Here is a 16491-nt window from a genome sequence, read left to right as displayed (position 1 = left end):
GCCCAGGCGTGCCGCGCACCGGATTTCATGCTGAACGGATGCACCAACATGTCGCCTGCCGCCGGAATCGACCCATTCCTGGACCCGCCCTTCACGGCCGGTATTGATGACGCGGTCCTCGCCGTGGTCGGGCTTGGCTATGTGGGTCTGCCGCTGGCGGTGGCATTGGCGGCAAGCGGCCGGCGGGTGATCGGCTTCGATATCGATGCCGCGCGTGTCGGGCGGATCGCCGCCGGCCGCGATGACACCGGCGAAGTGGACGGCTGCGGGCTTTCGGCGGCACTTGCCGCCGGGTTCCGGCCGGCCTCCGATCCCGATGCGCTTGCCGGCGCAGGGGTGGTGATCGTGTGCGTGCCAACGCCGATCACCGGCGACCGGCAGCCCGATCTCGGCCCCTTGCTGTCCGCCTGCGCCACGATCGGCCCGCGGCTGCGGCCGGGCAGCGTGGTGGTGTTCGAGAGCACGGTCTATCCCGGCGTCACCGAGGATGTCTGCGGCCCGGCGCTCGCGGCGGCATCCGGGCTGGTCGTCGGCCGCGACCTGCTGCTGGGCTATGCGCCGGAGCGGATCAACCCCGGCGACCGTCTGCATCGGCTGGATACGATCGTCAAAGTGGTCGCGGGCCAGACGCCGGCGCTCGCCGATGCGCTGGCGCGGCTTTACGGCGCGCTCAATGGCGGCCAGGTTCATGTGACGCCATCGATCCGGGTGGCCGAGGCGGCGAAAGCGATCGAGAATGCGCAGCGCGACATCAACATCGCCTTCGTCAACGAGATCGCCCTGATCTTCGAACGCATCGGTTTGTCGGTGCATGACGTGCTGGATGCGGCGCGCACCAAGTGGAACTTCCTCGACTTCAAGCCGGGGCTGGTGGGCGGCCACTGCATCGGCGTCGACCCCTATTACCTCAGCCACCTGTCGCAAGTGGTCGGCCATGAGCCCGACGTCATCCTGGCCGGCCGTCGGTTGAACGATCATATGGCGGACGAACTGGCCGACCGTATCGCGTTCCGGTTCCGCGAGGTGGCGCCCGATGTGGTGCGGCCGCGGGCGCTGATCCTGGGGTTGACCTTCAAGGAAGACGTGCCGGATCTCAGGAATTCGAAAGTGCCGCAACTGGCGGCGCGACTGGTCCGGCACGGCTTCACGGTCGATCTGCATGATCCGGTTGCCGATGCCAGCGACGTCGCCCTCAAGCTGGGGCTGGCGCTGGTGGATGTGCCGGCAGACATGGGCGTGCCCATGTTCGATCTTGTGGTGCTGGCGGTGGGACATCGGGCCTTCGCGGGCCTGACGCCGGACGACGTCGGGCGCATGGTTCATCCGCAGGGGCTGATCGCCGATCCGAAAGGCGTCTGGCGGCATCGCGCGGCCTGCTTCGAACAGGCGTATTGGAGCCTGTAACACCGCGCTGCACTTGGAATTTCGTCACCAGATCTCCGCCGTGTGCGCCGCACAATGATGGCGTTTTCCGGCGTTGCCGTTCCGCCGGCTTGTGGTAGGGTGTGGATCGCTTCGTGATGGCCGTCACGTCGGCGCGCCGATATCAGCTGTTCAGGTCTGAGGTCGGCACCGGCAGGCGCGCTTCATAAGCGTCGATTTCGAACTATTTATCGCATCGAACAGGCACGGGACGCAGCATGATCCTCGATAACGCTTCACTCCGCAGATCCCTCGTGACGAGATCGCGCAGCGCTACCCGACGTCTGGTCGGTCTGGCCCTGGGACTGGGGTTGGCGGCGACCATGGTGATGGACGTGTCCGTCGCACGCTCGCAGACGCTTCTGGATCTTCAGGGGCAGATCGAGGCTGCCACGCAAAGCCTGCAGCAGACGCCGCAGGGCGATGGGAGTGCCGCTACGCCGCTGGATCCGTCTGCGCCGGACCGCGGTTCAGCCGACGCCGATGCCGATGCCGATGCCGATGCGGCTTCCGAGGACGAGATGGACGAGAATGGCGAAGCACAGCGCCTTGGCCGTTTCGCGAATCCGTCGTCGATCGAACGCGACTATGCATTGCGCACGGGACATGCGATTTCCCAGTATGGTTATCGTGTCTTCGCGCAGGCACGCCGCACACCGCTGACCTCCGGCGAGATAAGCCCGAACTATGTTTTGGGGATCGGCGACGAACTGGTCGTGACCTATCGGGGGCAGGTCTCGCGGACCGTCAGTGTGGTGGTCAATCGTGACGGTGACATCGTTCTTCCGGAAACCGCACCGATCAAGGCCGTTGGCTCGACCGTTGGCGATCTGCGTAGTCAGGTGCGCGAGCAGACCGCCCGCAACATGGTCGGCACCGATGTCTACATCTCTGTTGGCAGCATCCGCCTGATCAGCGTTGCGGTGCTGGGCGAAGTGAGGAGGCCGGGCACCCGTGCGGTGAACAGCTTCGCCACTATCGTCGACGCCATCGGCGATGCCGGCGGCGTGCGGCGGTCGGGCTCACTGCGTCGGATCGAGCTGATCCGGAATGACGGCACGCGTGTGCCGGTCGATCTCTATGACTATCTTTCCGGCGATGCCAGCAATGCCCAGACCGTGCTTCGCGATGGCGATCGTATCGTCGTGCCGCTGATCGGTCCCACGGTGGCTGTCGACGGTGATGTCGCGCGTCCGGCCATTTTCGAGACGGCGCCGGGGCAGTCGACCATGGCGATGTCGACGGCTCTAGGTCTTGCCGGTGGAACGCTTCGCCCCGCGGGCAATCGCCTGATGCAGATCTCGTTCGATGACCAGGGGGTTCAGAACGTCTCGACGGTGAGCGGTCGCTCCGGCTCGTTGCGGCGTGGGGAAATCCTTCAGGTCTTCATCGACCGCAACGTCGTCGGCGGCACCGTGTTCGTCGAGGGCGCGGTGTCGACCCCCGGCCCGCGCGCCATCGACAGCCGTGGCAGCCTGAAATCGCTGCTGGCGAATATCGACCTGCTCAGCGGCTCTCCATACCTGCCATTCGGCGTCGTGTTGACACGCGAGCCGACGACTCTTCTGCCCCGTATGGTGCCGGTCGATCTGGTCGCGGTGCTCAACGGCGACCAGGACATGACCCTTGCGTCTGGCGACCGCTTCATTGTGCTTTCAGCCAGTGACATCGTGTTCCTGTCGACCGCGGGTGTTGCCGAGGCACTGCGTGGCGATGGCAGCCCGGGGTGTGGCGCGACGGGTTATTTGCGCGACATCGCCAGTCGTACACAGGCTGAAAGCTTCATCAGTGCACGGCAGTTCCTGGCGCAGTCCGGAACACCGTCACAGGCGTCTGTCGTTAACTGCCCGCCGACCATCGATCAGTATCCGGCCCTGCTGCCGCTGATGCTTGAGAATGTGTCGGCGATCACCGGTGATGTCCGCCGTCCCGGCCTGTATCCGATCGTGCAGCCGGTGCCCTTGCGGCTTCTGCTGAACGCGGCCGGTGGTTTGGGACGGTCGGCGGATATCTCGCATGTCGAGGTCACCCGTTATGATGCCGGCGTCGGCGCGACCACCTCGGACATCCGTCGTGACGTGCTGGACCTGACGCAGATGAGCCTGGACAGCGTTATCGTCCGCCCCGGCGACATGGTCCGGATTGCCACCCGGGTCACGACCCGTGAACGTGGCTTCGTGACGCTGCGTGGGGAGGTTCTGCGTCCCGGCTCCTATGATATTCGGCGCGGCGAGCGCTTGTCGGATCTGATCGGGCGGGCCGGTGGCCTGACGGCTGAGGCCTATCCCTTCGGCACTATTTTCACCCGGGATCGAGTGAGGCAGCTGGAGCGGCAGGCCAACCGCCGTACGGCGGACGAGCTTCAGAAGGGGATCGTCTCGCTACTGGCGCGCCAGTCGCAGCGGTCTTCGTCTAGCCCGGGTATCGCCGATGCGATGGGCGTGATGCGCGAACTGGTTGTTGATATTTCGTCGGTGGAGCCGTACGGCCGCGTGGTTGTGGAAGGTGACCCCGCGGTTCTCGCTGCCCGTCCTGAGCTGGACACCGTGATGGAGGCGGGCGATGAGGTGTACATTCCCAAGCGGCCGAATTTCGTGCTCGTGGTCGGCGAAGTGCTCAATCCGGGCGCACAACAGTTCATGAGCGGCCGGCGGCCGAATGAGTACATCGACTCCGCCGGCGGCCTGGCGCTGGACAGCGATGAGGATCGTGCCTTCGTGGTGCTGCCCAATGGCGCTGCCGAGGTGTTGTCGCTCGGATCTTGGAATACCAGCGACGCCAACATCCCTCCGGGGGCGATGATCGTCGTGCCGCGTGACCTTGCGCCATTCGACTTCCTGGCTGTGACAGGTGACGTCACCCGCATTCTCAGCGGTCTCGCCCTGACGGCGGCGTCGCTGAAGGTCGTCAGCGACGACTGATGCGGCGATCGGTGGACGGATGGCAGACATGGACGGTGGTCGCAGGCTTCACGCTTGCGGCCACGTTAGCCGCGGCGGCAATCCCCGCCGCCGCGCAGCAGTCGGCGACGGAATACCGTCCGTGGGAACGGACGGTTCTTCCCAATGTGTCGGACTATGGCGGGATCGGTGCGTTGCAGACGCCGACGGCCCGCTTCGGAAAAGATGGCCAGTTCCTGGCCGGCATTTCCTATGTCTCTCCATATCACCGGTACTTCATCAATCTTCAAGTGCTGCCGTGGTTGGAAGGCACGTTCCGCTATACCCGGATCACCGACCGGCCATACAGCACGGTTCCCGGTTTTGCCGATGGCCAGGACTATAAGGATCGCAGTGTCGATCTGAAGGTCAGGCTGTCGCGCGAAGATGCCGACTGGCCGGAGATCGCTGTCGGACTGAGGGATATCGGCGGTACGAGCCTCTTTGGCAGTGAATACGTCGTCGCCAGCAAGAGCTTCGGCAATTTCGACGTCACCGGCGGGCTGGGCTTCGGATCATTGGGTTCCCGGGAACATTTGGATAATCCCCTCGGGTTGTTCATGGACCGGTTCGACGAGCGGCTCGGTACCTCACGCAATCCCGGCTCGGTTGGTGCCGCTTTCTTCACTGGCCCGATCGCGCTGTTCGGGAGCGTCGTCTATCGTCTGCGAGATCTGCCCCTGCTGGACAATGATCTGGTCCTGATCGCGGAATATGATCCGAACAACTACAAGGACGATCCCGCTTTCAGCGATCTGACGCCGAAATGGCCGGTGAACTTTGGCGTGAGCTATCAGCCTTCAAGCTGGGTGCAGCTGTCGGCAGGCTTCGAGCGCGGCGATACGGCCATGCTCAGAGCATCGATCTTTGCCGATTTCAACAATGACTCGAATCCGCTGATGAACCGCGGCGTGCCGCCTGAAATTGCCGTGCGTGGCCGGGATGGTCCGCGCGGCGTGGAGGCGGCCGCCATCGATCCGCAGCCATCGGAGGCGGCATGGCTGCCCGAACTCGCGCAGGCAAGCGTCCGCGCGGTGGCCGCCGATCGCCAGATGGATATGCGCCGTTTCGACGTGTCGGGCGACCGGGTCGACATCGTGCTATCGGGCGGGATGCCGGGGCGTGAAGTGACCGATGCTGTCGCGGTGGCGGCGAGTGCCGCGCGTGCCGTGCCGGCCACGGTCGATACTGTCGCTGTAGCCCTGGTGCCGGCCGGCGGCGGCAAGCCGCTCATGACTTGGACATTGCCGCGGGAGCGCCTGCTGGCTGCCAATGCGATTCTGGATGCCGAGGCGGATCCGCTCATGACGGATGACGCCCGCGTCGTCCCGGTGGTGTTGCGCGATCGTGCGGCGAAACAGGACATTGCGACGCGTCTGTTTGCCGCGGCGGCCGAGAATGACATCGAACTGGATCGTATGGAGCTGAACGGCGACACGGTCCGGATCTTTGTCGGTGACATGCCGTTCCGGAACTACATCATTTCGGCGGGCCGCGCCGCCCGGGTGGCAACCCAGGTGATGCCGCCAGAAGTTGAGCGGTTCACGATCGTGCTTGGCAGCGATGGTCTGGCCGCCGCCGAACTGACAATCCTGCGCAGCCATCTTGAACGACTGGCGCAGGACCAGGCGACGGTGGACGAGGTTTGGCATCAGGTCCAGGTCAATCAGGGCAGGCCGGCCGGAGGCGATGCGATCCTGAATGATGAACGCTTCCCGGCCTTCGACTGGTCGGTTGCGCCCCGGTTGCGCCAGCAGGTCGGTGGTCCTGACAACTTCGTCCTGTATCAGCTCTATCTGCGCGCCCGTGCCTCGGTGAAGCCGACGCCCAATACCGAAATCGACGGCTATGCCGGTCTCAACATCACCAACAATTATGATCAGCTTGAACTCGATTCCGACAGTCAGCTTCCGCGGGTTCGAAGCAACATCGGCGAGTATCTGAAGCAGGGCGAGACCTGGATCGGTCGCCTGCAGGGGGCGTACTATACGTCTCTGGCGCCGGGCGTTTATGCGACAGCATATGCGGGTCTTCTTGAAGAGATGTTCGGCGGCATCGGCGGCGAGGTTCTCTATAAGTCCGTCGGATCGCCCTGGGCATTCGGATTGGATGTCAATTGGGTGAAGCAGCGCGATTTTGATGGCATGTTCGCATTCCGTGACTACAGCACGGTCACCGGCCATGCTGGCGTGTACTATGACCTGCCGTTCTGGGACTTGAACGGGTCCGTGCGGGCAGGCCGTTATCTCGCCAAGGATTGGGGTGCGACATTCGAATTGGCCCGCGAGTTCGAGAGCGGTATCCGTGCCGGCGTGTTTGCATCCTTCACCGATGTGTCGTCGGAAGAATTCGGCGAAGGCAGCTTCGACAAGGGCTTCTTCCTGAGCGTGCCTTTGGATCTCTATGCGACACGGCCGACGCAGACCCGGTTCGGCATCACCTATCGTCCTGTCACCCGTGATGGCGGGCAGCAACTGAACCGGTCCAGCGCGCTGATCGGCCGAGTCGGTGCCTATGACGCCGACGGTATCCAGCGGAACTGGCCTGCCCTGCTTGACTGACCCGGAGAAGGCGCGGCGCGGCCGAGCCGTGTGTTCCTGGCGAAGACGTTAACCATACCGTCGTGCCGCACGCCCCCGATATGGGGGGCGTGCGGCATAAAGCGTCGCGTTCTGTGGCCAAATGCACTGAAAAATCAAGGATATCCCGCAGGTGCGTTGAGTGCCGCGCCGCTTGTGACAGCCGCCTCGCCATGGTATACGGATCAGGCACGATCGGAGCGAACGACCGCCGATGCGGCCGTGCCCGTCGCCGGATGGCGCGGGCGGCCTGTATCGCGGCCTGCAAGAGGCGACAAGACCGCAATCATGACTCCTTCTTCGGTTCCTGTTTTCATCCTCTGTGGCGGGCTTGGCACGCGCATCAAGGAAGAAACCGAATTTCGTCCCAAGCCGATGGTGCCAGTGGGCGACAAGCCCATCATCTGGCACATCATGCGGACCTATTCGCATTTCGGCTTCAAGAAGTTCGTTCTCTGCATGGGGTACAAGTCGGAGGTGATTCGCAATTACTTCCTGAACTTCTATTCCATGAACAGCGACGCGACGGTCCACCTCGTCGACAACAGCGTCACCTATCATCAGATCAATCATGATTGTGATTGGGAAGTGACGCTCGCCTACACCGGCGAGAAGACGATGACCGGCGCACGTATCGCCATGGCCTTCGATCGCTATATCGGCGATGCCGGCACCTTCGCCGTGACCTATGGCGATGGCGTGACCGATGTCGACCTTGCCGCGGAACTGGCCTTTCATCAGGCGCATGGCAAGACCGGTACGGTGCTGGGCGTCAACCCGCCCTCGCGTTTCGGTGAATTCCGGATGGATGAAGACCGGCTGCTCGCCTTTGCCGAGAAGCCCGAGATCACCCATGCCTGGATCAATGGCGGCTTCTTCTTCTTCAACCGCGGCTTCCGCGATTACCTGTCGCACGACCCGGCGCTGGTGCTGGAGCAGGCCCCGCTGTCGAAGCTGGCGGCCGATGGTGGGCTGCACGTCTACAAGCACCCGGGCTTCTGGCAGTGCATGGACACCCAGCGCGATCGCGAGCACCTGACCGCGCTGTGGGAACAGGGCAAGGCGCCCTGGGCGTATAGCGACGACAAGTGATCGGTCATGCGGCCGGCCGGCTATCCGGGCGGCCGCATTCCGCGTACCGGCCAGACGTGGTGCGTGCCCCCCTGGCCGGCCTGCAGGCGATGGAAGCGATATGAGCAGCGAACTGCCGTTCGAGAATGTTTTTGCCGGCCGTCGGGTGCTGGTGACCGGCCATACCGGTTTCAAGGGCAGCTGGCTGTGTGCCTGGCTGCTGAAGCTGGGCGCCGACGTGACCGGATTCGCACTGCCTCCGGCAACCAGCCCGTGCCATTTCGACCTGCTGGGCCTTGAAGGCCGTATGCGCCATATCGTCGGTGACCTGCGGGATCCGGCGGCGGTGTATGACGCGGTTGCCACGGCGAAACCTGATGTCGTGTTCCATCTGGCGGCACAGGCGCTGGTTCGCTACTCGTATGACGAACCGATCGAGACCTTCGATACCAATGTCATGGGCACCGTCCATGTCCTGGACGCGGTTCGTCGTGTCGGTGGCGTTCAGGCGGTGATCAACATCACCTCCGACAAGGCCTATGACAATAAGGAGTGGATCTGGGGCTATCGCGAAAGCGATGCCATGGGGGGGCGCGATCCGTACAGTGCATCGAAGGGTGCGGCGGAACTGGTCTTCCACGCTTATGCCCAGTCGTTCCTGACCCCGCTTGGTATTAGATCGGCATCGGTGCGCGCGGGCAATGTCGTCGGTGGTGGCGATTGGGCGGCGGACCGGATCATTCCCGACTGCATCCGCGCGATCGAGCGGGGCGAACCGGTATTCCTGCGCAACCCGACCGCCGTGCGCCCCTGGCAGCATGTCCTGGAGCCGCTGGGGGGGTATATGATGATCGCCGCCAAGCTGATGACCGGCGCGCCGCAGATCCAGACCGGCGAGGGCTGGAATTTCGGCCCTTCGGCGCGTGATTGTCAGCCGGTCCTCCGTCTGGCGGAAGCGGTGGTCAAGCATTGGGGCAAAGGTGCCGTCGAGGTGGCTCCGGCCACCGATGGCGCCGCCAAGCACGAGGCGCATCTGTTGCGCCTGAACTGCGACAAGGCGAACAATATCCTGGGCTGGTGGCCCGCCTGGCGGTTTGAGGACACGATGCGCGAGACGGTCGGCTGGTATAAGGCCTGGGCTGGTGGCGCCGATGTCTGGGATCTGACGCAGGCGCAGATTGCCGCTTATGAACAGGCAGCCCTGCTTGCCAACACGCCGGAGGCCGCATGAAGTTCACCCCCGCACCGATCCCTGGCGGCTTCGTCATCGATCTTGAGCCGATCGGCGACGAGCGCGGCTTCTTCAGCCGCATGTTCTGCGAGACCGAATTCGGCAAAGCGGGGCTCGAGACCCGCTTCGTGCAGATGAACGACAGCTACAGCGCCAACAAGGGCACGCTGCGCGGCCTGCATTATCAGCTGGCGCCGTCGGCCGAGGTGAAGGTGGTGCGCTGCATCCGCGGTGCCGCCTGGGACGTGATCCTGGACCTGCGCCAGGATCAGCCGACCTTCGGTCAATGGTTCGGTGCCGAGATCACCGCCGAGAACCGGCGTGCGATGTATGTGCCCCGCGGTTTCGCTCACGGTTTTATCACGCTGCGGGACGATACCGAACTGGTCTATATGGTATCGGACTTCTACGACAAGGCGCGGGAACGTGGGGTGCGCTGGAACGATCCGCGCTTCGCCGTCGGTTGGCCGATTGAACCGACAGTGGTGTCGGCGCGCGATCAGGGCCATCCTGATTTCGACCCCGACCTTCACCTCCGCTAAGGACGTCCGGCCATGCGCATCCTGCTGACGGGCGCCAGTTCCTTCACCGGTCTCTGGTATGCCGAGGCGCTGGTTGCGGCGGGCCACCACGTGACCGCGACATTGTATCGTGCCCGCGCCGATTATGCCGCCGATCCGCTGCGTGAGATGCGGGTCCGGCGGCTTGAGGCGTTGGCGCCACGGCTTGCGCTGATCGAGCGGGTGACGTTCGGCACCGACCGGTTCAGGTCGCTGTTCGATGAGGCCGTGGCCGCTGGCCGAGCGTTCGATGTGCTGTGCCACCATGCGGCCGATGTCCGCGACTATAAGAGCCCCGATTTCGATCCGGTGCAGGCGCTGGCCGATAATGCGCGCGGGCTGGTCGACACGCTGAGAACGATGAAGGCGGCGGGCTGCCTGCGGCTGGTGCTGACCGGGTCGGTGTTCGAGCAGCGCGAAGGGGCCGGCACCCAGCCGGCAACCGCTTTTAGCCCATACGGTCTGTCCAAGGGGCTGACGGCCGACCTCTATGCCTATTACGCGGCCCGCGAGGGCATTACGCTTGGCAAGGTGGTGATTCCGAACCCGTTCGGCCCCTTGGAAGAGCCGCGCTTCACTGCCTATCTGATGCGCAGCTGGGCCGAGGGCAAGCGGCCGGGCGTGGCCACGCCGGCCTATATCCGCGACAACATCCATGCGAGCCTTCTGGCGGCGGCCTATGCCGATCTGGTGGGCCGCATGCCCGCGGACGGGGGCTTCCATGTCAGCCGCCCGAGTGGTTATGTCGAGAGCCAGGGTGACTTCGCCCGCAGGTTCGCGCGCGAGATGCAGGCCCGGCTTATGATCGCGTGCCCGCTGGATCTGGCCCATCAGACCGATTTTCCGGAACCGCCGATCCGGATCAACACCGATCGCGTCGACATCGACCGGCTGGGCTGGGACGAGGCTGCCGCCTGGGATGCGATTGCCGATTTTTATGCCGAGCGCCTGAACCTGCCTCGCCGCGGGGCTGCCACCGAGGGAGACCGGCCATGAGCCAGAGCCTGCCTGAGACCGTGATCCGCGAAGCGGCCCCCTGGATCGCCGAGGGCCGTGCCCCGACCATCGGCGTCGCCGTGATCACCTACACCGCCAAGAAGATGCTGCCGCATTGCCTGCCGCCCTTGCTGGCGTCGCCCCTGAAGCCGCGGGTTCTGGTGATGAACTCGTCGTCCAATGACGGGACGGTGGAAATGGCGGAAGAGATGGGCGCCGACACCCTGGTGGTGCCGCGGCGCTCGTTCAATCATGGCATGACCCGCGAACGCGCCCGGCAGGCCCTGGGCACCGACATCGTGGTGATGATCACGCCCGACGCCTATGCGACGTCGCCCGACATGATCGGCCATCTTGTCCAGCCGATCGTCGATGGCCGCGCGGCGGCGACCTATGCTCGTCAGATCCCGCATCATGGCGCCGGCTTCTTCGAGAGCTTCGCGCGCGACTTCAACTATCCCCCTGAGAGCCACATCCGCAGCTATGACGAGAAGGCGAAATGGGGCAGCTTCCTCTATTTCTGCTCCGACAGCTGTGCGGCCTGGTCCAACCCGGCGCTGGAGGCGATCGGCGGCATCGGCCCGACATTGACCATGGAAGATGCGATCAACGCCGCCAAGATGCTGAGGCGCGGCCACCGCATCGCCTATGTCGCCGAGGCGGTGGTGCATCATTCGCACACCTACAGCCTGGAGCAGGAATTCCGGCGCATGTTCGATGTGGGTTATGAGCGTCGACGCCAGAAGGATCTGCTGCTCGACGGTGTGCGCGACGAGAAGCGCGGCGGCAGCTATGTAAAGGCGATGCTGGGCAAGCTGATGCGTGAAAAGCCACAGCTTGTTCCCTATGCGATCCTTCAGACTGGTGCCAAATATCTGGGCTACAAGATCGGCTATAACGCCCACCGGCTGCCGCGCTCGTGGATCCCCAGGATCAGCGGGCAGGATTTCTATTGGACCAGCGAGGCCTTCGATCTGCGCGAGGGCCGCGAATGGGGCACGGCCAGCCCGCATACCGCTGGCTGACGACATTTGAAGCGGGCCGCCTTTCGGGCGGCCCTTCCCGGAGACAGACATGGGTTCGACGGTAGCGATCATCCCCGCACGCGGGGGATCGAAGGGCATCCCGCGCAAGAACGTGCGCATGGTGGCGGGCAAACCGCTGATCGCGCATTCCATCGAGCAGGCGCTGAACAGCGGCCTGGTCGACGCGGTCTATGTGTCCACCGATGACGACGAGATCGCCGCCGTCTCGGAGCGGTTCGGCGCGAAGGTGGTGCGGCGCCCCGATGCGCTGGCCTCGGACACCGCCAGCTCGGAAGCGGCCCTGATCCATGCGGTCGACGAGATCGAGGCCCGCGACGGGCCGGTCGATCTGGTGGTGTTCCTGCAGTGCACCTCACCGATCCGGGCCGCCGATGACATCGATCGGGCCATCACGACCCTGCGCGGCGATGGCGCGGACAGTCTGCTGTCGGTGGTGGTGTCGCATCGCTTCTTGTGGAAGCGCGGTGACACTGGTGCCACAGCGATCAATTATGATCCCGCCAACCGGCCGCGGCGACAGGATATGACGCCGCAATATGTCGAAAACGGGTCGATTTATCTGTTCCCGCCCGAAATGCTGCGGACCAGGAACAACCGATTGGGCGGCCGGATCGCTCTGCACGAGATGGCGGAAGAGACGGCCTATGAGATCGACAGCGAAGTCGATATGGTCGTGATCGAGACGCTGCTTACGCAAATGCGGTAAGTGGCGGTATCATCAGGGCCAATGGGGGCAGGGCGCGCGCCCCCGCGATGTTGACGACGGTCCGGCGGGACCGCCCCCATGTACCGCCGACCCCCAGCTAGAGCCGATCGGACACCGATGATCATCGAAACCAAGATCGTTCCCTACCTCACCTTCGTCGAGGAGACGATCGCCACCGCGCTTCGCAAGATCAGCGAGAACAAGCACGGCATCGTGTTCGCCGTGTCCGAAGCCGGACGGCTGGAAGGCGTTCTGACCGACGGCGACTTCCGTCGCTGGGTGGTGGAGCAGCCGGCCATCGACCTGGAGCGGCCCGTATCCGAGGCCATGAACCGGACCTTCCGGTCGCTGCCGCGCGATGCGGCGCCTGAACGGATCGCGGCCGAATTGTCGGAGCGGATCACGGCTCTGCCGCTGGTCGACGATCAGGGGCGGATCGTCGCCGTCGCCCGCGTGGGTGCCGCGGTCGTGCGGATCGGCGATCGTGAGATCGGCCCCGATCATCCGGCCTATATCATTGCCGAGATCGGCAACAATCATCAGGGCGATCTGAGCCTGGCCAGGCGGCTGATCGACCTTGCCGCCGATGCCGGCGCCGACAGCGCCAAGTTCCAGATGCGCCAGTTGGACAAGCTGTACCGCAACGCCGGCAACAACAATGATGCCGCCGAGGATCTTGGATCGCAGTACACGCTGGACCTGCTGGCCAAGTTCTCGCTGTCGAACGACGATCTGTTCCGCGCCTTCGATCACGTGCGCGCCCGCGGCATGACGCCGCTGTGCACGCCGTGGGATCATGAGAGCGTCGAGCTGCTGAACAATTACGGCCTGGAAGGCTTCAAGGTCGCCTCGGCCGACATGACCAATCTGGACCTGTTGACGGCGCTGGCCGCGACCGGCAAGCCGCTGATCGTGTCGACCGGCATGTCGACGGATGCCGAGATCAAGCAGTCGTCGGGCCTGCTGCACCGCCTGGGCGCGCCCTTCGTGCTGCTGCACTGCAATTCCACCTATCCGGCGCCGTTCAAGGACGTGAACCTGCGCTATATGAAACGGCTGGCCGAGATCGGCGATTGCGTCGTCGGTTATTCGGGCCATGAGCGCGACATCAACGTCTCGATGGCGGCGATCGCGCTGGGCGCCAAGGTGGTGGAGAAGCACTTCACGGTCGACAAGGGCCTTGAAGGCAACGACCACAAGGTCAGCCTGCTGCCCGACGAGTTCCGCCGTCTGGTCGACGGCATCCGTCAGGTCGAGGAAGCGATGGGCGAGGGCGGATCGCGCCAGCTATCGCAGGGCGAGCTGATGAACCGCGAAACCCTGGCCAAGAGCCTGGTCGCGAAACAGCAGATCGCCATCGGCACGGTGATCACGGCCGACATGGTCGACGTCAAGAGCCCCGGCAAGGGCATCCAGCCCAACCGGCTGGCCGATCTGGTCGGCCGCACGATGCGGCGTGAAGTTCCGGCCGGCGATTTCTTCTATCCGAGCGACCTGACCGACGGCGCGATCGAGCCCCGGCCCTATGACTTCAAGCGCCCCTGGGGCGTGCCAGTGCGCTATCACGATTTCCAGCGCCTGCTGGACAAGACCAACCTGTCGCTGGTGGAATTCCACCTCAGCTACAAGGATCTGGACATCGAGCTGGCCAAGTATCTGGAGGGTCGCTACCCGATCGGCTATGTGGTGCATGCGCCGGAGCTGTTCGCCAACGACCACACCATGAATCTTGTGTCCGACGATGCCGAATACCGCGCGCACTCCGTGAAGGAGATGCAGCGGGTGATCGACGTGACCCGGCGCCTGCGCGAGTATTTCGACCAGCCGACCGACCCGCTGATCGTGACCAATGTCGGCGGCTTCACCACCGACCGGCATCTGCATCCCCGCGAATGCACCGCGCTGTATGAGCGGCTGTCGGACAGCCTGAAGCTGCTCAGCCGCGACGGTGTGGAGATCATCCCGCAGACCATGCCGCCCTTCCCCTGGCATTTCGGTGGGCAGAGCTTCCATAACCTGTTCGTGGATGCCGAGACCATCAACAGCTTCTGTGCCGCCGAGAACATGCGGATCTGCCTCGACATCTCGCATTCGAAGCTGGCCTGCAACCACTACAAATGGTCGTTCGAGGGCTTCTGCGAGGCGGTGGCCGCGGTGACCGCCCATATGCACATCGCCGACAGCAAGGGTGTCGATGGCGAGGGGCTGCAGGTGGGGGATGGCGATATCGACTTCCGCGCCTTCGGCCACGTGCTGGACCGCACCCAGCCCGGCGCCAGCTTCATCCCTGAAATCTGGCAGGGTCACAAGAACGACGGCGAAGGCTTCTGGATCGCCCTGGAACGCCTGGAGAAGGCATTCGTGGCCTGACCCGGCCGCGACGCCCATCGCCCAGCCGCCCCTGACGGCCGGCCCCTGCCGGCAGAGATGCGAGACATCATCCCCATGACCACCAGCATCATTACGCCTGTGATCCTGTGCGGCGGCGGCGGCACCCGCCTGTGGCCGCTGTCGCGCAAGGCGCTGCCCAAGCAGTTCCTTGCGCTTGCCGGCACCGATACCATGCTGCAGGCCACGCTGAAGCGGGTCGATCCCGAAGCGGGGTTCGGGGCGCCGATCCTGGTGTGCAACGAGGACCACCGCTTCCTGGTGGCCGAACAGGCACGCGCGGCGGGTATCGAGCCGGCGGCGATCCTGCTGGAGCCCGTGGGGCGCAACACGGCGCCTGCGGTGGCGGCGGCGGCACATGCGGCGCTGGCGCATGATCCGGATGCGCTGATCCTGGTGCTGCCGTCGGATCATGTGATCGGCGACGTCGCGGCCTTCCGGAGTGCCGTGGCCGCTGCGGCCGTGCGGGCGACCGCCGGCGATCTGGTGACCTTCGGCATCCAGCCGACACGTCCCGAGACCGGCTATGGCTATATCGAGGCGGGCGATGCGCTGGACGGGTGTTCCGCGCGCATCCGCCGCTTTCACGAGAAGCCGGCGCGCGAGGCGGCGGAACGCTATCTGGCCGAGGGCCGGTTCTATTGGAACAGTGGCATGTTCCTGTTTCCGGCCAAGATCGTGCTGTCCGAACTGGAGGCGAACGCCCCGGCGGTCGCCGAGGCCGTGGCCGCCGCCTATGCCGGCCGTACTGCCGATCTGGATTTCGTCCGCCTGCCGCGGGAGGTCTTTGCCGGTGCGCCTGATCTGTCGATCGATGTCGGCGTGATGGAGAAGACCAGCCGCGGGGCGGTGGTGCCGGCCGATCTGGGATGGTCGGATGTCGGCGCCTGGGACGCGCTGTGGGCGATCGGCGACAAGGATGCCGCCGGCACCGTCACCTTCGGAGACGTCGTTGCCGAGGATGTGGCCGACAGCTATCTGCGCAGCGAGGGCCCGCTGGTGGCAGCGATCGGTGTCCGCGATCTGATCGTGGTTGCCACCAATGATGCCGTGCTGGTGGCGCCCAAGCATCAGGCGCAGGCCGTCAAGACGATCGTCGAGCGCCTGCGCGCGGCGCGACGGCCCGAGGCCGAGACCGGATCCCTGACCTATCGCCCCTGGGGCAGCTATCAGGGCATCGATCTGGGCGAGCGGTTCCAGGTGAAACGGATCGTGGTCAAGCCGGGCCGGAAGTTGTCGTTGCAGATGCATCACCACCGCGCCGAGCACTGGATCGTGGTCAGCGGCACAGCTGAGGTGACGTGCGATGATAAAACGTTCTTGCTGCACGAAAACCAGTCGACCTATATCCCGCAGGGTGCGATACATCGTCTTGGAAACCCTGGCAGAATATCATTGCATCTCATTGAGGTGCAGTCAGGTGGCTACCTTGGTGAAGATGACATCGTTCGGATTGCGGATGAGTTCGGCCGAGCTTGAGTAGCTCTCTTCGTCGATACTATCGCTGTGGCACGTGATGAAGGCGTCCCAGGCCCCTTGTCAGGATGGCTGGC

The 16491-nt window shown here is 64.5% G+C and carries 11 protein-coding genes; all 11 read left to right on the top strand.

Annotation, left to right across the window (positions count from 1 at the left end; genetic code table 11):
• The first annotated feature begins 48 nt into the window (after positions 1–48).
• The 11 genes from WG924_RS24725 to WG924_RS24675 all read left to right on the top strand — a co-directional run bounded on the left by WG924_RS24725 (position 49) and on the right by WG924_RS24675 (position 16417).
• Complete coding sequence (locus WG924_RS24725; protein ID WP_345935713.1) at positions 49–1404, top strand: nucleotide sugar dehydrogenase; 1356 nt, start codon at positions 49–51, stop codon at positions 1402–1404.
• 236 nt (positions 1405–1640) lie between these two features.
• Positions 1641–4343, top strand: a complete 2703-nt coding sequence (locus WG924_RS24720) for an SLBB domain-containing protein (RefSeq protein ID WP_345935712.1) — start codon at positions 1641–1643, stop codon at positions 4341–4343.
• 11 nt (positions 4344–4354) lie between these two features.
• On the top strand, positions 4355–6922 hold the full coding sequence (locus tag WG924_RS24715) for a YjbH domain-containing protein (protein ID WP_345935711.1): 2568 nt from the start codon (positions 4355–4357) through the stop codon (positions 6920–6922).
• A 306-nt stretch (positions 6923–7228) separates the two neighbouring features.
• A complete protein-coding gene (rfbF, locus tag WG924_RS24710) occupies positions 7229–8032 on the top strand; it encodes a glucose-1-phosphate cytidylyltransferase (protein WP_188579585.1) in 804 nt (267 codons plus the stop codon).
• A 100-nt stretch (positions 8033–8132) separates the two neighbouring features.
• Complete coding sequence (gene rfbG / locus WG924_RS24705) at positions 8133–9242, top strand: CDP-glucose 4,6-dehydratase (RefSeq protein ID WP_345935710.1); 1110 nt, start codon at positions 8133–8135, stop codon at positions 9240–9242.
• Complete coding sequence (gene rfbC / locus WG924_RS24700) at positions 9239–9784, top strand: dTDP-4-dehydrorhamnose 3,5-epimerase (RefSeq protein ID WP_345935709.1); 546 nt, start codon at positions 9239–9241, stop codon at positions 9782–9784. The genes rfbG and rfbC overlap by 4 nt, the downstream gene beginning before the upstream one ends.
• Positions 9785–9796: 12 nt before the next feature.
• Positions 9797–10798 carry an NAD-dependent epimerase/dehydratase family protein gene (locus tag WG924_RS24695; protein ID WP_345935708.1) on the top strand — a complete coding sequence of 334 codons (1002 nt, stop codon included), beginning with the start codon at positions 9797–9799 and terminating at the stop codon, positions 10796–10798.
• Complete coding sequence (locus WG924_RS24690) at positions 10795–11823, top strand: glycosyltransferase family 2 protein (protein WP_345935707.1); 1029 nt, start codon at positions 10795–10797, stop codon at positions 11821–11823. Before WG924_RS24695 ends, WG924_RS24690 begins: the two co-directional genes overlap by 4 nt.
• Before the next feature lie 49 nt (positions 11824–11872).
• Entirely contained in the window at positions 11873–12550 is a 678-nt protein-coding gene (locus WG924_RS24685; RefSeq protein ID WP_345935706.1) for an acylneuraminate cytidylyltransferase family protein, read from the top strand.
• 117 nt (positions 12551–12667) lie between these two features.
• Positions 12668–14920 (top strand): N-acetylneuraminate synthase family protein, encoded by a 2253-nt coding sequence (locus tag WG924_RS24680; RefSeq protein WP_345935705.1) that lies wholly within the window; start codon positions 12668–12670, stop codon positions 14918–14920.
• Positions 14921–14995: 75 nt separating this feature from the next.
• On the top strand, positions 14996–16417 hold the full coding sequence (locus WG924_RS24675; protein ID WP_345935704.1) for a mannose-1-phosphate guanylyltransferase/mannose-6-phosphate isomerase: 1422 nt from the start codon (positions 14996–14998) through the stop codon (positions 16415–16417).
• Positions 16418–16491 lie beyond the last annotated feature (74 nt).

This window comes from Tistrella arctica, from assembly GCF_039630945.1.
In the GTDB taxonomy this organism is placed as follows: domain Bacteria; phylum Pseudomonadota; class Alphaproteobacteria; order Tistrellales; family Tistrellaceae; genus Tistrella; species Tistrella bauzanensis.
Note: the sequence above shows the minus strand (reverse complement) of the source record. Positions and strands in the feature narration are given on the sequence as shown.